General features: G+C 28.7%; 27 protein-coding genes. 4 read left to right on the top strand and 23 right to left on the bottom strand.

Features of this window, described 5'->3' with window-relative positions:
• Nucleotides 1-133: 133 nt before the first annotated feature.
• From PHZ07_03360 to raiA, 12 genes are all read right to left on the bottom strand, one after another.
• Nucleotides 134-562: an NUDIX domain-containing protein gene (locus tag PHZ07_03360; protein MDD3284605.1), complete on the bottom strand. Its 429-nt coding sequence runs from the start codon at nucleotides 560-562 to the stop codon at nucleotides 134-136.
• The gene (locus PHZ07_03365) at nucleotides 559-1,068 is read right to left on the bottom strand and encodes a GNAT family N-acetyltransferase (protein MDD3284606.1); all 510 of its coding nucleotides are present in this window, start codon (nucleotides 1,066-1,068) and stop codon (nucleotides 559-561) included. Before PHZ07_03365 ends, PHZ07_03360 begins: the two co-directional genes overlap by 4 nt.
• Before the next feature lie 4 nt (nucleotides 1,069-1,072).
• Nucleotides 1,073-1,642 carry an NUDIX domain-containing protein gene (locus tag PHZ07_03370; GenBank protein ID MDD3284607.1) on the bottom strand — a complete coding sequence of 190 codons (570 nt, stop codon included), beginning with the start codon at nucleotides 1,640-1,642 and terminating at the stop codon, nucleotides 1,073-1,075.
• A 17-nt stretch (nucleotides 1,643-1,659) separates the two neighbouring features.
• Complete coding sequence (locus PHZ07_03375; GenBank protein MDD3284608.1) at nucleotides 1,660-2,082, bottom strand: NUDIX domain-containing protein; 423 nt, start codon at nucleotides 2,080-2,082, stop codon at nucleotides 1,660-1,662.
• A 4-nt stretch (nucleotides 2,083-2,086) separates the two neighbouring features.
• On the bottom strand, nucleotides 2,087-2,299 hold the full coding sequence (locus tag PHZ07_03380) for a hypothetical protein (GenBank protein MDD3284609.1): 213 nt from the start codon (nucleotides 2,297-2,299) through the stop codon (nucleotides 2,087-2,089).
• A 21-nt stretch (nucleotides 2,300-2,320) separates the two neighbouring features.
• Complete coding sequence (locus PHZ07_03385; protein ID MDD3284610.1) at nucleotides 2,321-2,815, bottom strand: NUDIX domain-containing protein; 495 nt, start codon at nucleotides 2,813-2,815, stop codon at nucleotides 2,321-2,323.
• A gap of 4 nt (nucleotides 2,816-2,819) precedes the next feature.
• Nucleotides 2,820-3,341, bottom strand: coding sequence for an NUDIX hydrolase (locus tag PHZ07_03390; protein ID MDD3284611.1), 522 nt, complete (start codon nucleotides 3,339-3,341; stop codon nucleotides 2,820-2,822).
• 5 nt (nucleotides 3,342-3,346) lie between these two features.
• Entirely contained in the window at nucleotides 3,347-3,937 is a 591-nt protein-coding gene (locus PHZ07_03395) for a GDSL-type esterase/lipase family protein (GenBank protein MDD3284612.1), read from the bottom strand.
• Between the two features lie 4 nt (nucleotides 3,938-3,941).
• Nucleotides 3,942-4,124, bottom strand: coding sequence for a hypothetical protein (locus PHZ07_03400; GenBank protein ID MDD3284613.1), 183 nt, complete (start codon nucleotides 4,122-4,124; stop codon nucleotides 3,942-3,944).
• Nucleotides 4,125-4,151: 27 nt separating this feature from the next.
• Nucleotides 4,152-4,526, bottom strand: a complete 375-nt coding sequence (locus tag PHZ07_03405; GenBank protein MDD3284614.1) for a DUF4406 domain-containing protein — start codon at nucleotides 4,524-4,526, stop codon at nucleotides 4,152-4,154.
• A gap of 157 nt (nucleotides 4,527-4,683) precedes the next feature.
• Nucleotides 4,684-7,488 (bottom strand): preprotein translocase subunit SecA, encoded by a 2,805-nt coding sequence (gene secA, locus PHZ07_03410; protein ID MDD3284615.1) that lies wholly within the window; start codon nucleotides 7,486-7,488, stop codon nucleotides 4,684-4,686.
• Nucleotides 7,488-7,781 (bottom strand): ribosome-associated translation inhibitor RaiA, encoded by a 294-nt coding sequence (gene raiA, locus PHZ07_03415; GenBank protein ID MDD3284616.1) that lies wholly within the window; start codon nucleotides 7,779-7,781, stop codon nucleotides 7,488-7,490. Before raiA ends, secA begins: the two co-directional genes overlap by 1 nt.
• A 143-nt stretch (nucleotides 7,782-7,924) precedes the next feature.
• On the opposite strand from raiA, the gene prs reads away from it, so the two are divergent.
• Together prs and PHZ07_03425 are read left to right on the top strand one after the other, a co-directional pair.
• Entirely contained in the window at nucleotides 7,925-8,908 is a 984-nt protein-coding gene (prs, locus tag PHZ07_03420) for a ribose-phosphate diphosphokinase (GenBank protein ID MDD3284617.1), read from the top strand.
• A gap of 110 nt (nucleotides 8,909-9,018) precedes the next feature.
• On the top strand, nucleotides 9,019-9,153 hold the full coding sequence (locus PHZ07_03425; GenBank protein MDD3284618.1) for a hypothetical protein: 135 nt from the start codon (nucleotides 9,019-9,021) through the stop codon (nucleotides 9,151-9,153).
• 34 nt (nucleotides 9,154-9,187) lie between these two features.
• Here PHZ07_03425 and murB read toward each other — a convergent pair whose 3' ends face one another.
• From murB to PHZ07_03470, 9 genes are all read right to left on the bottom strand, one after another.
• Nucleotides 9,188-10,123 (bottom strand): UDP-N-acetylmuramate dehydrogenase, encoded by a 936-nt coding sequence (gene murB / locus PHZ07_03430; protein ID MDD3284619.1) that lies wholly within the window; start codon nucleotides 10,121-10,123, stop codon nucleotides 9,188-9,190.
• A 4-nt stretch (nucleotides 10,124-10,127) separates the two neighbouring features.
• Complete coding sequence (gene murC / locus PHZ07_03435) at nucleotides 10,128-11,525, bottom strand: UDP-N-acetylmuramate--L-alanine ligase (GenBank protein MDD3284620.1); 1,398 nt, start codon at nucleotides 11,523-11,525, stop codon at nucleotides 10,128-10,130.
• On the bottom strand, nucleotides 11,526-12,593 hold the full coding sequence (locus PHZ07_03440; GenBank protein ID MDD3284621.1) for a UDP-N-acetylglucosamine--N-acetylmuramyl-(pentapeptide) pyrophosphoryl-undecaprenol N-acetylglucosamine transferase: 1,068 nt from the start codon (nucleotides 12,591-12,593) through the stop codon (nucleotides 11,526-11,528).
• Between the two features lie 4 nt (nucleotides 12,594-12,597).
• Complete coding sequence (gene ftsW, locus PHZ07_03445) at nucleotides 12,598-13,752, bottom strand: putative lipid II flippase FtsW (GenBank protein ID MDD3284622.1); 1,155 nt, start codon at nucleotides 13,750-13,752, stop codon at nucleotides 12,598-12,600.
• On the bottom strand, nucleotides 13,753-15,078 hold the full coding sequence (gene murD / locus PHZ07_03450) for a UDP-N-acetylmuramoyl-L-alanine--D-glutamate ligase (GenBank protein ID MDD3284623.1): 1,326 nt from the start codon (nucleotides 15,076-15,078) through the stop codon (nucleotides 13,753-13,755).
• A gap of 45 nt (nucleotides 15,079-15,123) precedes the next feature.
• The gene (gene mraY / locus PHZ07_03455) at nucleotides 15,124-16,170 is read right to left on the bottom strand and encodes a phospho-N-acetylmuramoyl-pentapeptide-transferase (GenBank protein ID MDD3284624.1); all 1,047 of its coding nucleotides are present in this window, start codon (nucleotides 16,168-16,170) and stop codon (nucleotides 15,124-15,126) included.
• Nucleotides 16,171-16,561: 391 nt separating this feature from the next.
• Nucleotides 16,562-17,734 (bottom strand): cysteine desulfurase family protein, encoded by a 1,173-nt coding sequence (locus PHZ07_03460; protein ID MDD3284625.1) that lies wholly within the window; start codon nucleotides 17,732-17,734, stop codon nucleotides 16,562-16,564.
• A 4-nt stretch (nucleotides 17,735-17,738) separates the two neighbouring features.
• Nucleotides 17,739-17,963 (bottom strand): NifU family protein, encoded by a 225-nt coding sequence (locus tag PHZ07_03465; GenBank protein ID MDD3284626.1) that lies wholly within the window; start codon nucleotides 17,961-17,963, stop codon nucleotides 17,739-17,741.
• Nucleotides 17,963-18,328, bottom strand: coding sequence for an iron-sulfur cluster assembly scaffold protein (locus PHZ07_03470; protein MDD3284627.1), 366 nt, complete (start codon nucleotides 18,326-18,328; stop codon nucleotides 17,963-17,965). The genes PHZ07_03465 and PHZ07_03470 overlap by 1 nt, the downstream gene beginning before the upstream one ends.
• 242 nt (nucleotides 18,329-18,570) lie before the next feature.
• Between PHZ07_03470 and PHZ07_03475 the strand changes: the two genes are divergently transcribed.
• Together PHZ07_03475 and rpmA are read left to right on the top strand one after the other, a co-directional pair.
• Nucleotides 18,571-19,791 (top strand): HD domain-containing protein, encoded by a 1,221-nt coding sequence (locus PHZ07_03475; protein ID MDD3284628.1) that lies wholly within the window; start codon nucleotides 18,571-18,573, stop codon nucleotides 19,789-19,791.
• Between the two features lie 45 nt (nucleotides 19,792-19,836).
• The gene (rpmA, locus tag PHZ07_03480; GenBank protein ID MDD3284629.1) at nucleotides 19,837-20,127 is read left to right on the top strand and encodes a 50S ribosomal protein L27; all 291 of its coding nucleotides are present in this window, start codon (nucleotides 19,837-19,839) and stop codon (nucleotides 20,125-20,127) included.
• A 278-nt stretch (nucleotides 20,128-20,405) separates the two neighbouring features.
• Here the strand turns inward: rpmA and PHZ07_03485 are convergent, their stop codons facing one another.
• A complete protein-coding gene (locus PHZ07_03485) occupies nucleotides 20,406-20,888 on the bottom strand; it encodes a hypothetical protein (GenBank protein ID MDD3284630.1) in 483 nt (160 codons plus the stop codon).
• Nucleotides 20,889-20,982: 94 nt separating this feature from the next.
• A complete protein-coding gene (locus tag PHZ07_03490) occupies nucleotides 20,983-23,199 on the bottom strand; it encodes a DUF5011 domain-containing protein (protein MDD3284631.1) in 2,217 nt (738 codons plus the stop codon).
• Between the last annotated feature and the right edge of the window lie 24 nt (nucleotides 23,200-23,223).

A 23,223-nucleotide genomic window follows, 5' to 3' on the forward strand; every position in this document is an offset into this window, starting at 1 on the left:
AGAATTTGGAACACTCCTTATGAATGGCTAAATTATTACAATTTTAAAAGAATACATTTAACCCTTAACGGACTTACTCCTCATGAAAAGTATTTAGAAAGTGTAACCCTTGACTGTTAACTGTACAATACTATTACAATAAAAAGGCTTTACTATCCAATAATTCCTTAAAATAGATATTTATATCTTCTAAATTTATCAATTCTTCTTTACTAAACCATCTATACATATCATGGTCTTCATCTATTCTTACTTCCCCATCAATATTTCCTGTATAGCTAAGGCGTACAATATGATGACCTGGAACTATAAGAATATCTTGAGCTCCTATAAATTTTGGACTATCAGTAAATTCTAGTCCTGTTTCTTCTTTTATTTCACGCTTTAAATTTTCCAAAAGTGTAATCCCAGATTCAATTCTTCCGCCAACAATATCCCATCTTCCAGTATTTTTTGTTTCTGGATATTTTTCTAGTGATCGACGAAGTAATAAATATTTATTCTCTTTATTTTTTAATAAAATTTTTACCCCAACTTGTAGCATTATATTTTCATTTATCATTTTGACTTATTATATAATTTTTTATCTGTATCTATAAAATCAACTTCAGTCTCTTTGGATAATTTTTGAAATAGTGGTTTTAATTTTTCTTCACCATCAGTAGAATAAGATGATGACTCAAGTCCAAAACAGTTTTTCTTTGCAAATTTGAAAACTTCCTCTGTCAATTTGCTAGCATATCCCATACCTTGATATTCTGGATCAATAGACAAAAATTTTATCCAATATATATTTTCCCGATAAGGATTCTTTTCCAACTCACACAATCCAACAACTATATCATTTATCTTAATAATTGAATAATACTTATTTTCTTTGTTTTCTGATAATTCAGAAACACGGAAATACTTAAAAACCCCACCTTTTTTAGAATCCAAAAAACGCTCATCTTGCGGTAAAGATTCATTTTGATAAATAATATTTAAAAGCTCGTCACTAGTAATTGTTTCTGTACTAATATTCAAATTTTCTCTTTTTTCAAAATTTTGTTCTTTTTCTAAATTCATATTTTTAATTTTCTATAAATAATTCTTTTGCTTTTTTTAAAATATTTTGTATTTGATTATTATATATTGTAGGAACAAAATTTTTATTCCTTTCTTCCTCGTCCGAATTCAATAATTCATCAATTTTAAACCACTTAAATTCTTCGGCCTCTCCTTTTTCAATTCTCAATTTATCAATATTATTTTTAAATTTATAAGCATAGACACTTGTAAATATATTGTTTTTATATATTCTAGCTTCATTTGAAAAAATATATGATATATATATTTTATCTATAAAAATTAGATCTTCTTCTCTGGCTTTTATACTAGTTTCTTCCTCTAATTCTCTTATTGCAGTAGATATATAAGAATCTCCAAAATCAACATGCCCAGAAGTTGATGCTGACCAAAGTCCAGGAAAAAATATTTTTCCTTTTGATCTTTTTTGCATAGCTATTTCTCCATTATCATTAAAAATCCATACAACAATTTCTCTATGCAATAATCCATTATTGTGTACATTATCCCTTGTATCACTACCTATTACTTCATCATATTCATTTACAATGTCTAATATATCTTGTTCTGACATATATTTTTGAATATTAATTATTTCAAAATATTTTTATTAATTAAATCTGGTATTATTTTGTTTCTAATTATTGGGGATACTTTTTCATTATTGATATCGTTTTTGGAAATCCAATGCAAAGATCCTATTTCTGAGTGTGCAACTGGCTCACCTACTAATTTTCCTATATACAATTTTATCATGACGTCTTTTCCTGGTGTAGCAGCTATGTCAGTATATTCATTTATAAATTTTATACTACCAATATCTATTTCACAATTTAATTCTTCTTTTATTTCTCTTTGCAAACATTTGATATCTGACTCTTTCTCAAATTGTCCGCCAGGCATCAAATATTGTACAACACTTTTATCTTCATATTTTTCACCTGGTTCACAAACCAAAAAACTATCCTCATTTTTACTCAGTACCAATAATCCAATTTTATTATAATATGCCATAAAATTATTTCTTTTTTACAACATAAACAATATCAGTAGTTTGTTCTTCATTATTCAAAAAACAATCTACTATTTTGTCTATTACTTCATAAAAAATTATTTCATCTTTTTCATGAACTCTAATAATTTCACCTTTTGAAAGTGGTATTCCGCCAATTATTTCTTTTGTTGTTTCACTTCCATCGTCTTGAAATATAATTGTTGTATTTTTTTTCATATTAATAATATATATTAAATATTAAGGACAAAACTCATCAAATAAATCTTTTATACTTTTTAAAAATTTATCGGGGTTTGTTTCTAATTCATGTTTCAATTCTTCTTTTGTAAACCACTTTATACTTTCAACCTCACTCTTTTGTAATACAAATTCTTCCTCTGATTTATCAATTTTCAAGAAATACCATTGATCAAAATAATTATGATCTCCTCTCATTCTCTTCTTTGGACCAATACATGACTTAATATTTTTTAGTCCAATTTCTTCCTCCGCCTCTTTTATAATATTTTCTTCATAACTTTCTCCCTCATCAACTGTTCCTGCTACTGCTGGTCCCCATTTTCCTGGATCATGAGATTTTGTAAGGGCACGTTGAGCAAGTAAAATATCGCCATTACTATTTGTAATCCACAAAGCTGAAACGCGATAAATATCATCTTTCATAACAAAATTTCTATTCTTTGATCCAATTTCATTATCGTTTTCATCAACAATTATTATTTTTTCACTCATAAATTTACAATAAATTTAAAAAATCCAAACCTAAATAAGCAGCTTGTAAATCAGTTGACTGTCCAGTTTTTAAATATTTTCTAAAATCAGGAATTGTCATTTCAACTATTTCTATAAATTCCAAATCATCTGATTTTGGTTCTTGCTTCTTATAACAATCTGTAGCTACAAAACAATGTCTTACTCTTGATGAATAGGCATCATTTGGACCTGATGCTACAAATTTTATATTACCAACATAACCAGTTTCTTCTAACAATTCTCTCGCAATTGCTTGTTCTTTGGTTTCCTTACCAATCTCCATACCTCCACCAGGAAGTTCCAAAAATTCTTTTTCAGGGCCAGGTCTAAATTGTTTTGCTAGAAGCACTTTGTTTTCTTTTGTAAGAGCCAATACGCAAACACTTTGACCTTCTTTGAAAATTTCAAAATCTTGTTCTTTTCCATTTGGCAAAATAAATTTTTTGAGAGTTACTTTTCTCCAACCATCTTTTATCAATTTTTCATCTATTTTTTTCCACTGCATAAATTTTACAAATATTTTTTCATAATTTTAAAAACTTCTTCAAACATTTTTTCATGCCCCTGTGAGTTTGGATGAATTCCATCATCTAAATCATTTAAACTTACAATATTTTTCATTTCTACATAATCAAATTTATTTTCACTACAAATGTTTTTTATTTCTGTGTCATATTTTTCTATATTTTCATTATCATAATACACTCTATCATCCCAATACACAGGCATTGTTTTTGACTCATCAACACGCGTAAGACCTACAAAGACAACTTTGTTTTTCATTTTCTTTGCAATTTTTATAAGACGCAAAAAATTTTTATTGAATTCTTTTAAGCTTACAAGTGGATTGTCTTTGCTTTTTATATAGCTAGAATCATTTGTTCCAATAGCAAATATAGCAAAATCTGATTTTCTTATTTTTGCTTCAGATTCAAATCTCTTTAGCAAATCTTTTGTTGTGTTTCCTGGAATTCCAAGATTGTAAACATTTATATCATCATGATTTTCTATACAATAAGATTTTAGTCGCTCAGCCCAACCACCACATTGTGAATCACTTGCTCCCCAAGTAATACTTGCGCCATATATACAAATATTCATAAGATTATTTATTATATTTCTTACTCAATTCGTTTAAAAATTTTATAAGTGGTTTTCTCCAGTCTTCTTCTAATTGAGTTCTAATAAATTTAATAATATTTTTATCTTCATAACCTTTTTTAACAATTTCTCCAGTTTTATACAAAAGCTGTTCTAAATCATTTTTTATTTCATTTAAATCTATCATAATAAAAATTAATTAAAAATATTATTTTTATTTTTCTTTAGCCCAAACAATAATATCATTTATATCATCAGGAAATTTTGGATAAAAAATAGGAATATTATTTTCTATTGCATAATCAACTTCATCTTTTGCACCACGGGATTCCTCCCATCCTGGCATAGCCAAAACTGAATCACTAACATCTGTTAGAAATCTTTTGTTCATAGTTTTATAGAATTCATCATTTGATATATCATCATCCCAACGAGATGAAGTATGAATATGTGGACAATAAAAACCTATATTGTGAGATGCTAATGCTTTTTGAAAAGATTCTGCTTTTTTTATATTATATAGAACAAAATTTTTATCTTTTTTGTCCCAACCAGTAGTTAGTGGGCCAGCAATAAATACAATTTTCATAAATTTAAAATTTTAAATAAATATTTTTTGTAGTCATTTCGACCGGAGTGGAGAAATCTCGTTATTATTAAATTAAATAAATGTAACTTCGAGGTTTCTCGACTCAGTCCAGCTGAGCTGGACTTCCCTCGAAACGACAAATAATTGCTATTCTTCACTACTCATTTTTTCCACAACAATTTTTATATTTAACAGGAGTTCCATCTTCTTTTTTCGCTCCACACGGACAATCATCATTTCTGCCAACTTTATGACCAAATTTCTTTACTTCATCATTCTTCAAAACTGATTTGTTTTTTACTTCAAGAGACTGTTGAGCTTCCCCTGCCATTGGGCTATCAGAAACATCAAATTGCCTACTTGCATTGCTTGTAGGGTTATTTAAGATTATATTTTGCTTGCCAGGATTGTTTATAAGATCAAATGCTGGACCAATTTTAAATATACTATAAACAACTTGATTTTGAATACTATTTAATAAAGATACAAACAAATCATAGGATTCTCGCTTATATTCTACTAATGGATCATTTTGAGCATATCCACGAAGACCAATACCTGCTCGTAAATGTGAAATATTATCCAAATGATCTATCCAAAAACTATCAATTGTTTTTAAAAGTACTCCTTTTTGAAGTTCTGCTACTGGATCAGATATTCCCATACCACTTAATGCAGTATTTAATCTTTCTTCCAACATTTCAAATCTATTTCTTGAAAGAGATGAAATATAATCTATAATTTCTGTTCTAATTTGAGCTTCTGATAATTTATCTTTTGAAGAATCAAATATTTTTATTTTTTCAACTTCCTCATCTTTGAGTGGAAATATTGTTTTTACTGTTTCTATAATTTCTTTTGTATTCCAAACCGTTCCATCTAGAGACGCAGTATGAAATGAAATTACTTCTGATATTTCAGAGTCAATCATCTCAAATATATAATCTTTTAAACTTTCATAATTTTCTATTTTTTCACCCTCAGCCAAAGACAAAATATCTTTTCTTTTTTTGTAAATTATTTCTCTTTGTTTATTTATAACATCATCATACTCTACTAAATGCTTACGGACATCAAAGTTATAACCCTCTACTTTCATTTGAGCTTTTTCTATAGATTTTGAAATCATTTTGTGTTCAATTGGAGTGTCATCTGGGTATTTCAAAGTATTCATAATACTTCTAATTCTGTCTGAACCAAAAATTCTCATAAGATCATCATCCATAGAAACATAAAATTGAGAAAAACCAGGATCTCCTTGTCTTCCAGAACGACCTCGAAGCTGATTATCAATACGACGAGATTCATGTCTTTCTGTACCAAGAACCAAAAGCCCACCATATGATTTTACTTTTTCATATTCTTCTTTGTTGAAAGGATTTCCACCCAAAATAATATCAACTCCACGACCAGCCATATTTGTAGCAACAGTAACTGCCCCAGCACGGCCTGCTTGAGATATTATTTCAGCTTCTCTTTCGTGTTGCTTTGCATTTAACAAATTATGTGGAATACCTTCTCGTTTTAGTAAATCTCCCAAAATTTCATTTTTTTCAATAGATATAGTACCAACCAAAACTGGCTGACCTTTTTCATGTCTTTGCTTTATTTCACGAACAATAGCATTAAATTTTTGTTCTTCTGTTTTGTATATCTGATCATTCAAATCTTTTCTTTTAATTTCTTTATTTGTAGGAATTATGTTTACCTCCAAACCATAAATTTTTGCAAATTCCTCTGCTTCAGTTGCAGCAGTTCCTGTCATACCGGACAATTTTTCATACATTCTAAAATAATTCTGAAATGTAACAGTTGCAAGAGTCAAACTTTCTCTTTGGACTTTTACATGTTCTTTTGCTTCTATTGCTTGATGTATTCCTTCTGAATATCTTCTTCCTGGCATAAGTCTCCCAGTAAACTCATCTACTATTATAACTTCTCCATCTTTTACTATGTAATCTTTGTCTTTTTTGAATAATAATTCCCCCTTGAGTGCTGATTCAAGGTGAAAAATAGTATCAAAGTCAGCAGTAGACCAAGGATCTCTGCCAAGTCTCTCAGCAATATGATTTTGCCCATCTTCTGTAAATGTCACTGATCTCATTTTTTCATCAATATTATAATCTTGATTTTCTATTAAACCATTTACTACTTGTGAAAATTTTGCATATTGATCTGTTGACTGTACATCTGGAGAACTTATGATAAGCGGAGTTCTTGCTTCATCAATAAGCACACTATCAACCTCATCAATAATACAATAATAAAAACCTCTTTGACTTATTTGATCCCTAGATATAGCCATATTATCTCTCAAATAATCAAATCCAAATTCATTATTTGTACCATAAACAATATCAGCTTCATATGCTTCTTTTCTTGATACTGGTTTCAAATAATCCTCAACTACTTTTATATTTTTTATACCATCATCATCGCTAACTGAATCTTTTGAGCCTTCATTGTAAATATATGAAGCTTCATGTTCTATTGCTGAAACTGTTAGTCCTAAATAATTATAAATTTGTCCCATCCATACGCAATCTCTTTTTCCCAAATAATCATTTACGGTGACCAAATGAACTGCTTTTCCAGTAAGTGCATTTAAGTATAATGGCAGTGTTGAAGAAAGAGTTTTTCCTTCTCCTGTTCTCATTTCAGCAATTCTACCTTTGTGAAGTGTAATCCCCGCTATAAGCTGTACGTCATAATGTCTTTGACCAAGAGTTCTTATAGCCGCTTCTCTTACCATTGCAAAAGCTTCTGGAAGAATATCTTCTAGAGTTACATTGCCTTTTTTTAAATCTTCTTTAAAGATTAATGTTTTTTCTCTAAGCTGTTCTTTGCTTAATTTTTTTATTTCATCTTCTAAAGAATTTATTTTTTCTATAATAGGATTTAAAGAATCCAAATACTTTTTATTTGGATCTCCTATTATCTTTGATAATAAGCCCATAAATATTATTTTTTATATTTTGTAATTTGTCTTCCTAATTTATCTTTTGCTTCATCAATTGCAGACATAATATTATTAGAATCTACAACAATTCTTATAAGTCCTTTTTTATGACTTGAAGTTATATTTACTTCAAATCTATATACATCACCTTTTTGATGATGACTACTTTTTGAAATATCCACCTTGCATTCTGTAATTCCAAAATTATACTTGTCCAAAGAACCTATTTTTTCATCAACATAATCCTTTAAATTTTGAGTTAACTCTACATTTTTAGCATAAAATTGTATATTCATTTGTTTTTGTTATTTATTAATAAATACACTATTTATTATACTTTAGTAAGAGAATATTAACAATAAAAACAAAATTTGACAAATATTATCTAAGAGTTAATCTAAAGGTAGAAAAAATAATTCATATATCTAGGGAGGATATAATGAGAAATGATTTGAAGATTATAACCGGTACTGGTCATCCAGATTTAGCTATAAGAATCTGTGAACAACTGTCTAAAATAACAGACAGAAATATAGAGCTTGTACCAACTATCTTAAAAAGATGGCCCAATGGCGAATTATATGCCAGAGTCAAAGAAAATGTCCGTGGATGTGATGTTTTTATAGTTCAATCCATGCACTGCCAATTACCGTACAGCACAATCGAGGAAATCGAATTTCTGATTGATTGTATAAGAGACTCTGCACGCAGAATTACGATTATCGCCTCCTGGATAGGATATGCAAAACAGGATCGCAAAACAATTTCAAGAGAGACAAGAGCATTCCGTGTGGTCTGTAAAAGATTATCAAGATCTGGAGCAGACAGAGTTCTACTGTGTGATGTTCACAACTCTGCGACAGCTGGACTATTTGATATACCAGTGGATTCTGTATACATCATGCGCATACTCATAGAAGAGATGCAATCTGAAATTGAAAATTCACCAAATCAAAAACCTATCCTATGTAGTCCAGATCTGGGCTCTGCAAAAAGAGTCCAAGCAATTTCTGCAATAACAGGAATCAGTGATGTATGCGTAGTACAAAAAATACAAAAACACGATTCCAAAGAAATTGATATCGAAAAAAGCAAAATTCTCGGTAATGTACGTAATAAGGATGTACATATATTTGATGACATGATTCAAAGCTTCAAGACCATGAAAATCGCTCTTGATATAATAAGAAAACATAATCCGAAAAGTATAACGCTTCATGTCGTACATCCAGACTTCATAGATGGTACCATAAATAACCTTGTTGGTTGTTGTGCGGATAAGATAATTATCACAGACACAATACCTGTTCCAAATAATCTATCTTCAAAGGTTCAAGTCTTGGATCCATCTCTCTTTTTGGCGAAATGTATATTCAAAATTCACGAAGACGAATCTCTGAGTGAAATGTTCATTCAATATTAAACCTACAACTTCAACTGACGCTGACTTGTACCCCAAATACATAGTCAGCGTTTTTTTATTTGACAAAAAATTTTATAGTTATAATATTTATTATCAACAAGGAGGTTAATATGAATACAATAAACTGGATTGCTAATATAACATTTATTATAAGTATTATAGTTGGAGTTTGGGGAATAATACTTAGGATAAATGATTACTACAAAAGCAAAAAATGGGAAAAACAACAAAAAAAGACGGACTAAATAACAATTTTTATAGCCCGTCTTTTGAAAATATTTAAAATCCTAAATACTGAACCTCTTCTTTTAAATTTATATTATATTCTTTTTTTATTTTTTCTTTTATAATTTTTGCCAAATTGTAAATATCTTTTGCTTTTGCATCTCCTTTATTTATCAAAAAATTTGCATGTTTTTCTGAAGCCTGAGCATCTCCAATACAAAATCCTTTGAGTCCAACGCTCTCTATCAAAAATCCCGCAGGAATATTATCTATAAATTTTGATAAATCCAAAATATTTTCCAAATTTTTTCTAATATCATTATTTATCTCTACATTTTTGAAAAATGAACCAGCGCTTTTGTATTCCCATGGCTGTTTTGAATTTCTAAGTTTTATTCTTTCTAGCATTATTTTCTTAAATGCATTTACATCTCCTTTTGGCAAGTCAAATTTTGCATCAAATATTACAAAATCATGATGCTTAAAAATACTTTCTCTATAGAAAAATTTACATTCTTTTTTATCTAATTCTTTTATTTCACTATTTGAATTTATAAACCTTACTGATTTTATAATATTTGAAATATCTCCACCAAAACTACCTGCATTTCCATAAATAGCTCCGCCAATAGTTCCTGGAATTCCAAAAATAAAATCACACCCAACGTAACTATTTTTTATAACAAAATTTACAAAATCTCTCAACAGAACTCCAGCACCAACTGAAAAAATATTATTATCAATATGTATATTTTTGTTATCAATTTTTAAAATTAATCCATCATATCCATCATCACTTATAAGCAAATTACTTCCACCTCCAATTATCTTGAATTTCAAATTTTCATTTTTACAAAATTTAAGAATAGATTGAATTTCTTCTATATCATCAGTTTGCAAAAAATATTTTGCATCGCCCCCTACCCCAAAAGTAGTAAGTTTTGCTAAATTATAATTTGTTTTTATGTTTTTGAAATCTGTAATAATCATATAATTAATCATATCTCAAAAAATGTCTTGCAAAATTATCTATATCCCCTGCTCCCACTACCAGAATTATTGCATCGCTATATTTTGCAATTGTGCCTTTTATTTTTTTATAATCATTTGCATAAAATATTTCTTGATCTTCTTTTAAATAAGATTTTTTTATTTCTTTAAATAAATCATAAGAACTAACTTTGGCTTTTTTTCTTCTGCCAGAAACCTTATATATTGGACAAATTATTATTGAATCAGCCATATCAAAACTTGTTAAAAATTCATCAAAAAGTTTTTCGGTTCTATCTTCTTGGTGTGGCTGAAAAACAATAACTATTTTTTTGTTTTGATAAAATCCTCTCACACCACAAAGAAGTGCTTTTATAGCAGTTGGATGATGTGCATAATCAGAAAATATTATATTTGTTTTCCATTTTCCCAACTTTTCAAATCTCCTCCATAAACCTTTGAAATCTTTTATAGTTTCTGATATTATTTTTGGATTAATTCCTAACTTTATTGCTAGAGCCGATGCTACCAAAATATTATAAATATTATAATATCCTGGCAAAGCTGTTTCTATTTCACAGAGTTTTTTGCATTGTTCACTTGTTTTTGATTTTTTACACAAATGTAAATTAAAATATTGTTTGTTGTATTTTTTCACAACATCGCTGACGTACAAAAGTGAATCTCCTGTTATACTCACAGAAAAAGATTTTTTTGATATTTTTAAATCTTTTATATTTACATCGTCAATATTATAAATTAAATTTTCTGGATCATTTAATTTTTCTACAAATTCTTGGAATGCTTTTTTGATATTTTCCAAGCTTCCATAAACATCCAAATGATCCTTATCAAGCGATGTAAGCCCAATATAATCTGGGTGAAGTTTCAACATCTTGAAATTGTATTCATCACCTTCTACAACTAAATATTTGCTTTTTCCAAGACGAAAATTTGTATTTATAGAACATATTTGACTTCCTACAAATATAGTAGGATCAAGTCCTGCATTTATCATTATCATAGACAAAAGTGCTGTTGTAGTAGATTTTCCATGCGTTCCACTTATTGCTATTGTAGTATAATCCTTTGAAAGTCCTCCGAGAAATTCAAAATGCGAAAGAAATAATATTTTCAATTCTTTTGCTTTTTTTAATTCTGGACTAGTAACTGGCACAGCCGGGCTATAAACTAAAAGATCTATATCAGAAGTGATATTATTAGCTTCTTGTTTATAAAAAACTTTTACTCCACGTCTTTTCAGGTCATCTGTAATATCAGATCTAAAAGAATCAGAACCATAGACTTCTTTTCCTAATTCTAACATCATTTTTGCAATTGCTGATATTCCAATTCCACCAATTCCAGACAAATAAACTTTTTTGTATTTTGTTAAATCCATTTATGATTTATTTATTAAAGAATAAATTATATCTATTATATTTTCCGTTGCATCTTTTGGCATAATACTAGATATATTTCTTGATAGTGTTTCACGTTTTAATTTATTTTCTAGTAACATAAAAATATATTCAATTAAATTTTGCTCATTAGCAAGCTCTACTGCATTTTTATCTAAAAAATATTTTGCATTTAATTCTTGATGACCTTTTAAAGGAAGAAGGATTGCACATTTTTCTAAAAATGATAATTCAGTAAGAGTTCCAAGTCCGGAACGAGATACCACTAAATCCGAAACAAACATAAAATCCAAAGTTTCTTTTTCAATAAATTCATATTGATAATAATTTTCATTTTTTATGATTTTATGTTTTCCATTACCAGTTACATGAATTATTTGATATTTTTCTGTTAATTTATCAATATTTTGATATATTACTTCATTTAAATCATTTGCTCCTGAACTACCACCAAGTATCAAAACTATTTTGAGCTCTGGATTGAAATTATATTTTTCTATAATTTTTTGTTTATCTAAATTTTTTAATATTTCTATATCAAATCTACAAGGATTTCCTGTAAAAATTGCTTTATCTTTTTTGAACTTTTGTAAATGATCTTCAAATGTTACTGTTATTTTGTCGGCAAATGGAAACATCAGTTTATTTGCAAGACCAATTTTTACATCTTGTTGATGAACAAGTATTTTCTTGCCCAATATCTTTGAAACTATTACAAGTGGAACACTTACAAAACCACCAGCACTTATTACAATATCAGGACTCATTTTTTTCAAAAGTTTGTGCGACTGTAAAATTGCTTTTTTAAAATTATAAATATCAGAAAAATTTTTCAAACTAAAATATCTACGAAATTTTGCAGATGATATTTGATATGTTTTTATTCCTAGATTATTCAAAAATTTATTTTCAATTCCATTTATTGTAGAAACCCAAAATATTTCATCATTTAGATGAATTTTTTTTATTTTATTTATTATTGCTACAAGTGGAGTTACGGGACCAAGAGTTCCGCCACCCGAAAACATTAATTTAAAAGACTTATTCATATAATTAACTATTTGTATTCTTAGAAATATTTAAAAGAATTCCTACTGATGCCATATTCATAATCATAGCTGTTCCACCATAACTTACAAATGGAAGTGGAACTCCTGTCATAGGCAAAAGTCCTATCATTGATGAAATATTTATAAAACTCTGAAAACCAAGCCAAGAAACTATCCCAGTAGCCAAAATTCTTCCAAAATAACTTTTGGATTGTTTGGCTACTTTGAAACCTTGATAAACAAACGCAAAAATAACAAAAACATAAATTATACATATTAAAAATCCCAATTCTTCTCCAATTATTCCAAAAATTGAGTCTCCTGCTACTTCTGGCAAATATCCATATTTTTGTCTAGAATATCCCAATCCTACACCAAAAATACCACCTGAACCAACAGCTATAAGAGACTGATTTAAATGATAACCAATACCTTGTGGATCTTTACTTGGATCTAAAAATACCATAAGCCTAGCAGCTCTGTATGGAGCAAATTTTATTGCTAAAAACAACAATCCCGATGCAGAAGTAAGCATCCATAACATATGTTTTACATCAGCTCCACCTACAAAAAAACTAATAAGTGAAATAGCAATTATAATACTGAGAGTTCCTAAATCAGGCTGTAAAAGCATAAGTATTGCAACAATAGATACAATTACAACAAATGGCAAAAGTCCTGTATTTAAATCTCTAATTTTTTTGTCACCTTTTGAATCAAGCCAAGATGCTAAATATATAAGAAAAGTAAGTTTTACAATTTCAGATGGCTGAACGGAAATACCAAAAACATTTATCCAACTTCTAGCTTTTCCATAATTAGCCTCAATTCCAGGAATAAAAACTACAACCAACAATACAATAGAAATTATAAGCATCAAAAATGCAAATTTTTTCCAATTACGAAAATCAAATTTCAAACAAAAATAAAAAGCAAAAAGACCCGGTAAAAATCCATACAAAATTTGATGCCAAAACATATAATAAGTGCTTCCAAATTTTTGATAAGAATAAACAGAACTTGCAGACATAAGCATAAGTATTCCAAAAAAAATCAAAAACACAAAAATAAAAAATAATAAATAATTTATATCATTCAGATTACCCTTAACATGGAATACATCATCTATCAATTTTTTTAACTTAGACTTTCTATGCATTTATTTTAAATCATTAACTATTTTATTAAATTTATATCCTCTATCATATTCATTTTCAAACATACCAAAACTAGCGCATCCTGGAGATAATAATATTACATCTTTTCTTTCAGCTCTTTTATATGCTACTACTATTGCTTTTTTAAAATCATTAAATACTCCAACTATCAAATTTTCCCCACCAAAATGCTCTATTTTTTTTCTGAGATTATCTGTCTCTGTTCCAGATAACAATATTACAAATTTTGACTTCTTTACTATTTTTTCAGCAAACTCATCAAGTGGTAAATATTTTGTAGCTCCACCACAAATAAGTATAACCTTTTTATCAAAAGATTCTAAGGCTTTTATTCCTGCAATAGGAGACGTACTTGTAGTATCATTTATAAAACTTATAGCATTTATTTCTCTAATCTTTTGCAATCTAAATTCAATTGGATTAAATTTTTTTACAACTTTTTTTATAATTTTTTCTTCTATTCCAAGATTTAGACAAATTATTCTTGCCGCTGCTATATTTTCTAAATTATGATCACCTAAAAGATTTGTTTTGTAATCTATAACATCATTTTTTGAAAAATAAATTATTTTTCCTTTTGCTTCTTTTTTGAACTGATCATGATATTTATCTTTTCTATCTTTATTTAAAAATAATATCCCTGAACTATTTTGAAATTTATAAATATTCTTTTTATCACCAACATAATCATCCATTCCAACTCCACGATTAAGATGATCTTCATAAATATTAGTAATTAATGCAAATTCAGGAGAAAATTTTTCATCTTTAAATCCCTGCAACTGCCAAGAAGATAATTCTAAAACAAGAAAAGAATTATTGTTTAGCTTTTCTAAAAGCGGAATAGTTGCAGTTCCCATTATATTACCAGAAATATACACATCTTTTTTTGCTTCTTTTAATATTTCATAGGCAAGTGTTGTAGTTGTGGTTTTTCCACGAGTACCTGTTATTCCTATAATTTTTGCATCAGTTTGCGTACAAGCATATGACTCATCCATTATAATCTTTTTATTATGCTTTTTTGCAATTTCTAAATATGGAGAATCATATTTTACATCAGGATTTCTAACTATAATGTCATTTTCTATGAAATCAGATTCCAAATGTTCTCCTAAATGTAATGTAATATTTTTGTATTTTGACAAAACATCTATAGAACTTTGTAATTGCTCTTTTGTTTTTAGATCTGTTACCGTAACAATAGATCCAGCTTCATAAAAAAACAAAGCATCTTTCAAACCTTTTCCAATAGTTCCAAGTCCCATTATAAGAACTTTTTTGTTTTTAAAATCAGATAAATTCATAAACATTTTTATAAAAAAATATTATAATTTATAATCTAAAATAAATTATATTTTATCAAAAAAATAAATTATCAAAGTAAGAACTGCAGAAATACCACCCAAAAGCCATGCACGCATAACAATTTTTGACTCTGGCCACCCTATTGCTTCAAAATGATGATGTATTGGAGTAGATTTAAATAATTTCTTTCCATTATGTATTCTTTTGTATGTAATCTGTATTAATACAGATAACGATTCCAAAATAAATATTCCTGCAAATAATGGTAAATATAACAAAGAATTTGTAAGCATGGCTATAATTCCAAGTGTTATACCTAAACTCATAGAGCCTGTATCTCCCATAAAAAATCTAGCTGGTGGAATATTGAACCACAAAAAAGTAACAAGAGCCCCTATTATCACACCACAAAAAATAGCCAAATCATATCTACCTTGCATAAAACTAATTACCCCAAGCGCACAAAATGATACAAGTAATAAGCCTCCTGCTAGACCATCCAAACCATCAGTTTCATTTACACTAAAAGAAGTTGCTGAAACAACTATTGTAAATATTGGTATAATCCACCAACCAATATTAAAAGATCCTATAAAGGGAATATGTAATATATCCCAATCGAGTTTGAAATAAAACCACAAAGCGCATAAAAGTGATATACCAAAATATAAAACTAATTTCTGTGATATACTAAGTCCTCCACCCCTTGGGCCTATTTTTCTAATTCCCAAATAATCATCCAAAAGTCCTATAAAAGCTGCTGCTATAAGAGCTCCAAATGGCAACAATGTTTGAGACCTTGATAAAAAATTAAACATTCCAATATATGTATTTGGAAAAATAATACTCAAAAAATAACAAATAAAAACAACTATCAAAATTGTAAGCCAAATTATAATTCCTCCCATAGTAGGAGTTCCTGCTTTTATTTTATGTAAATTAAAAAAAACAGGGGCTTCACTTTCGGATCTAATTTGTTTTCCAAGTTTATATTTATAAAGAAAATGAGTAATGAGTGGTGTAACCAAAAAAGCTATAAAAGAAGAAAAGGTAGTCAATATAAAAATTTTCAATATAATTTCATTTAACATTTATTTGATAAATTTATTAATATTATATTCCCACTATAAGAACTATATACATAACTAATTCCAAGTTTATAAATAAACTAGTATAAAGCAAAAAATAAGAAAGTAATAATGAGTTTTTTTTGGGATTATAAATATAAAAAGAAAAGATCAAATTAACCAAAAAAACCAAAAGACCAATAACTGGGGCAAAAAATAAGTTAAGAGGAGATCCTAGCAAATCAATGCCAAAATAAACATTATAATGCAAAACATGAGAACTTTTAGAGAAATCTATATAATAATTAATTATATACCAAATATAATAATTTAAAGATAATGTACCTATTATAGACCAAAAAACAGTCCTCTTACCAAAAAAATTTCTAAATTTATCTATTAAACTTATCATATTTTATTTAAAAGGTGAAAAATTTCTTAAATCTTTGACTGCTTTTTTCAAAACTGTTATAAATATTTTTATTTCAGACAAGGTGTTGTTTTTATTTAAACTTACCCGAAGTGATCCATGAGCATCCTCTGGATTTATTCCAATTGATAAAAGTACATGAGAAGCACTAAGTGATCCAGAAGCACAAGCAGAACCAGTAGAACACGCTACACCTTCCAAATCTAACTTCAAAAGTAATGCTTCACCTTCTACATTTTTAAATAAAAAGTTTGCATTGTTTGGAAGTCTATCTCTCAAAGAACCATTCAAAGAAACTCCTTTTATTTTCAAAACTTCTTTTATCATAAAATCTCTAAGTTTTGTAATTTTTGAAATTTCTATATTATGATTTTTGGCTAATATAAATTCCACCGCCTTCGCAAAACCAACAATACCAGGAGTATTATACGTACCCGCTCTTTGTCCATTTTCTTGATGCCCACCGTGAATAAGTGGCGTAAGATGAATCCCCTTTTTGACATATAAAAGTCCAACGCCTTTTGGTCCATAAATTTTATGAGACGACATCGAAAGAAAGTCACAATACAATCTCTTTACGTCCATTTGCAAAAAATAAGAAGCTTGAACAGCATCTGTATGAAACAAAATTTTATTTTTTCTATTAGTATTTATTTCATTAATTTTTTTTCCAATTTTGGCAATTGGTTGTATTGTACCTATTTCATTATTCACGTACATTATAGACACAAGCTTAGTATCTTCTCTTATAGCATCTAATACCTTATTGTAATCAATGATTCCATTTTTTTCTGGTTTTATAAATGTTACATCCACTCCTCGTCTTGATAAATACTTAGCTACTTCAAGCACACTTGGATGTTCAAACATAGTAGTTATAAGATGCCCATTAAAATCATCAAATACACCTTTTAGAACTGTATTGTTACTTTCTGATGCGCCCGAAGTAAAAATTATTTCACTTGGATCACAATTTAAAAAATTAGATATAATATCTTTTGATTTCAAAATCGTGGCCTCTGCATCTTGACCAAAACTATGAATTGAGGAAGCATTACCAAAATCATCTGTAAAATATGGAATCATGGCTTGTAAAACTTTTTTATCTACAGAAGTTGTTGCTGCACTATCTAAATATATTCTTTTTTTATTAGACATATAATTATTTTGTTCTTTTTATTTTTATCCCAGGAAAATCTTTTTCCAATTCTTCCTGAATAAAACCTTTTATAGTCATTTCAGCCATTGGACAATGATTACAAACACCTAATAATTTTATGTCCAAAATATTTTTTTTCTCATCATATTTCAAAACTTTCAAATCCCCACCATCAGAATTTAAAAATTTTCTTATTTTTTCTATTTTTTTATCTAATTTTATATTCATTATTTTTTTGTTAAATAATTATTTATTGCTTTTTTTAGTGCCTCTATAGATAACATAGAACAATGAATTTTTGGTTCAGGTAGTCCACCAAGTTTTTCCAAAATTACATCTTTTCCAATATCCATAGCATCACTTAATTTTTTACCTTTTGCAACTTGTGTAACAACCGAAGAACACGCAATAGCTGCTCCGCAACCAAGTGTTTCAAATTTAATATCTTGTATTTTGTCATCTTTTATTTTTAAATAAATTTTCATAATATCTCCACAAATAGGATTACCTACTTGTCCTATAGCATCAGCATTTTTTATAACTCCTTGATTTTTTGGATTTTTAAAATTATCTAAAACTTTTTTTGAATACATATTTTAATATTAATAAAATAAATTAAATAAAACCATTGAAATACTTAATTCAACGCAATTTATAATAACATTATAAACATAAAAAGTCAAAAAATCCCTGAAATTATGCAGATAAATCAAAATATTTACATCTTAATTTTGACACTATAAAAATATTATGTGATACTAAAATTATAAAAATCATCCAGTTATACCCCGCTTCGTAGAAGCTTCAGCGAGGCGAGCAACTGGACAAAAAAAATATGCTAAACTCAAAAAATATACAACTTATAAAAATACTTCATTTGGAAAATGAGCTAGAAAATTGGAAAGAAATCAAAGAATTAAAATCCAAAATAAATATTGATTTTTTTGACAATGTAAATATAAAAAATAAAAAGGAAGCAATTTCAAAAAGCATATTTGTAATAAAATCAATACTCAAAGAATTAGACAAACAAAAAATAGATATTTTAAAAATGGATCCAGGTCATGGCATAGGACACATGACAAGAGATTATATAAATGCGCTAAGATTGGCATACAAAGACAATAACACAAAACCAAAAGAACTCTTTATAGGAATAATAGGGGCAGCGCTTCATGACATTGGTTCATCTCTTATAGAAAGATACAGCGAATCACAAAGATTAGTACGCCATGCTGAAATGGGAGCATTACTTTTTAAGAGAATATCTCAAAAATTAAAAATACTAAACAAAGAAGAAGAGTTTTTAATTTGTTATGCAATAGCAGCTCATACAACATACTTAAAAGTCTATTATTTCAAAAAATTCAAAGTAGAGCCATATAAATATATTTTGAATAATAAAGTTGTGATGTCTTTTCAATATCCTCGCTTTGCAGATAGATTGGACGCAAATGGAGCTTTTCTTGTAGCAAGAGATTATCTTATTTTAAATAAAAGCCATATGCACGATGGGTCTATGGGAAAATTTTTCAAAACAAATTTTAAAGATGACATGAAAATAACACTAAGAGCTCAAGATGAAATTGAAAAATCTGGAGGATATAGAACAGCATTAGAACATTTAAATATTTATATGCTTGGACAGAAAAATTCCATTCACTCTCAATATGATACCAATGTAATGGAATATTTTAGAGACAATGAAACAAAAAATTTAAAAAATATAATAAATTCCATACTAAAGCCCAAAAAATTAGAAAGTAAAAAGATAGATGAAATACAAAAAAAATGGACCATATTTCTATATAAAAATATAGAACCAACTGAAATTGGTAAAAAAACAGCCATAGGACTAAGTAAAAAGTTTAAAAGGTTGAAAGAAAATGAAATAAATGCTTGGACCTATGGATTTTATATAACAATGCAAGAATACAACAAATCTGCCTATGAAATGCTTAAATTTTTAGATAAAATACCAAAAGAATATCAGACTCTACCTGTAATAGGTAAACTCAAAACACTTATAAAACCTAGCATAAAATTTGACAATTAGACTATTTTTGATATAATTTCTTACATTACTAAATAAACTAATAATATGGCACATAAAAAAGCTGGTGGTTCTACCTCGCTTGGACGAGACTCAAAAGCAAAGAAACTTGGAATAAAAATAAACAATGGACAATTTATAAAACCAGGACAAGTTATAGTAAGACAAAGAGGTACAAAATATTATCCTGGTAAAAATGTAAAAAAAGGTGGAGATGATACTCTTTTTGCAATAAACTCTGGTACTGTAAAATATTCCAAAAAAAAAGTAATAAGATTTGATGGAAATTTAAAACCTAGAAATACTGTATCTGTAGAACCCGTAACTTCAAAAAAATAATTCAAAACTTTTATAAACAAAAAAGTATCTTTTAAAAGATACTTTTTTGTTTATATAACTTATTTATCCCGCGAAGCGGGATCCCGCAACAATTATAAATTATCATATTTACCTCACCCCCATCCCCTCTCCATCTTTCGACTTCGCTCAAGATAGAGAGGGGTGATTGCTTTGATATATAATCTAAGCTTTTCTCCCCTCTCCATTATAAATGGAGAGGGGTTGCTCGCCTTGGCATAGCTTTAGCGTAGCCAGGGGGGTGAGGTTATTTTATATTTCTATTCAATCACTTCACCTAGTGTATAATCCCCAAAGAAAGCATCTGGTAAGTCATGAACTAGTTTATTCCAATTAGTACCATATAACTCTATTGCTTTTTCTTCTGTCTTTATCCATCTTATAGTTCCATTACTTCCCACTAGATATACTTTAGCTACTGTTGGTATTTTAAATAGTATACCAGCATTGTATGGAACATTCTTTCCTAGTGTATAAGTAGCTAGTTCTTCTTTGGTTATTGTAGTTACAAATGAAAAATCATTATCAAAGTATGAATACCATATCTTTTCATTTACATATGAATGTCTAATGTTGTCAGTATCTACAAAGTACACTGTACTAGTATCCTCTGTCTTTACCCACTTACCTGTAGTCCAGAATGATTGTGGAATACTACTTCCTACATCTTTTGTATCAATGGTAGATGGTACTCCAGTAATGTTAAATATTGCAAACTTTGTTAGATGATTTACAGTAAACACAACTTTATTTGTAACTGTGTCAAATACAGCACCTGGTATTAATATCCAACTATCAGATATTGAATCATAATAATATACTCCTAGATTAGATGTATTATCTGGAAGAGATGGTATTGTAATTATATATAATAGTTAGATTGTTAGTAAATGATGTAATAGAAATATTATTAGTATCAACTGCTGATATATTAAATATACTTCCACCTATCATAAATGCACCTGTTGTAACAGTTGGTGTATTATCAGTACTTAATATTCCTTGACTTACAGTAATAGTAGTATTAGATGTTACAGTGTTTGATGGTACTACAACAGTAATAGCAGAACTATCAGTAAATGTATAATTAAGTGTTCCACCATTTGTTGGTGTAACAGTAGTAGAATATGTTGGTATAGTTGGTGGTGTAACTATTGTAGAACCAGTCCATCCTCCACCTGTTGAACCAGATGATGGTCTTGCTATCACATTTACTACTCTTGTAGAAGTACTTGTATTAGTAGCAGTGTCACTTACTACATATGTGACAGTATATGATCCTATAGTATTTATATCTACATTACTAGTTGTTACTATATCATTTGTTATATCTCCATCTACTGCATCTGTAGCTGTAGCTCCTTCATCATAATAACTATCTCCTTTGTATATTGATAGTGGATTTGATCCTAGTATAGTTATTATTGGACTAGTATTATCAAGTATTGCTGATACTGTTGTAGTGCTAGTATTATCAGCTGTATCTTTTGCTTGAATGTGTAAATAATATGTTCCATCACCACTAGATTGTGTTGTTGATGTTGTAGTACCATATACTTCATCAGTAAATTCATGTGTTTCTACTTGATTTACTATATATCTATATGTAGCTTCTTCATTACTACTCCAGTTCCATGTTTTAGTCTTTGTTGGTGTAGTGTCGTTTGATAGACCTGAGATGGTTGGAGCTATACCATCCTCTAATAACCATAACTCAGCTCCATTTACTCCATCATTAGCCTGAAAATACAATACTCCATCTAGGTTTGTAAGGCTGAATGGGGAAGAATCACCACCAGAAGAAATATCCTTTACCATTACTGTGCCTTCACTTGTTCCATCTGATTTCCATAGTTCTAATCCATTTGTTCCGTCTGTAGCTCTAAAATACAATACTCCGTTTACATCTGTAAAATTGGATGGGGAAGAATCACCACCAGAAGAAATATCCTTTACCATTACTGTGCCTTCACTTGTTCCATCTGATTTCCATAGTTCTAATCCATTTATTCCGTCTTTAGCCTGAAAATACAATACCCCGTTTACATCTGTAAGGTAGGATGGATAAGAACTACTAAAAGGATGAATATCTTTTACCATCACTGTTCCTTCGCTAGTTCCGTCTGATTTCCATAGTTCTAATCCATTTGTTCCGTCTGTAGCCTGAAAATACAATACCCCGTTTACATCTGTAAGGTAGGATGGGGAAGAATCACCACCAGAAGAAATATCCTTTACCATTACTGTGCCTTCACTTGTTCCATCTGATTTCCATAGTTCTATTCCATTTATTCCGTCTTTAGCCTGAAAATACAATACCCCGTTTACATCTGTAAGGTAGGATGGATAAGAACTACTAAAAGGATGAATATCTTTTACCATCACTGTTCCTTCGCTAGTTCCGTCTGATTTCCATAGTTCTAATCCATTTGTTCCATTATTAGCGAAAAAATATAATACTCCGTTTAGATTTGTAAGGTAGTCTTGAGAAGAACCACTAACACCAGGACGAATATCTTTTACCATCACTGTTCCTTCGCTTGTTCCATCTGATTTCCATAGTTCTTCTCCATTTGTTCCATTATTGGCTTTAAAATATAATACTCCATTTACATCTGTAAGGTAGATTGGAGAAGAACTACTAAAACCAGGACGAATATCTTTTACCATCACTGTACCTTCACTTGTTCCATCTGATTTCCATAGTTCTATTCCATTTGTTCCATTATTAGCTTGAAAATACAATACTCCGTTTACATCTGTAAGGAATTGTGGATTAGAATTACTAATACCAGTATAAATATCTTTTATCATTACTGTGCCTTCACTTGTTCCATCTGATTTCCATAGTTCTTTTCCATTTGTTCCATTATTAGCGAAAAAATATGCTACTCCGTTTACGTTTGTAATCCAGGATGGAGAAGAACCAATACTACCAGGATAAATATCTTTTATCATTGTTGGTTCTACTGATGCATCTACCATTATTGGGTTAGATAAAAAATAAGAAAAAGATATTAATATGAATACATATACTTTAAAATGATTTTTCATAATATTATTTTATTTATTTAAATT

The sequence above is a fragment of the Patescibacteria group bacterium genome, assembly GCA_028692545.1.
Classification (GTDB): domain Bacteria; phylum Patescibacteriota; class Patescibacteriia; order UBA1558; family S5-K13; genus STD2-204.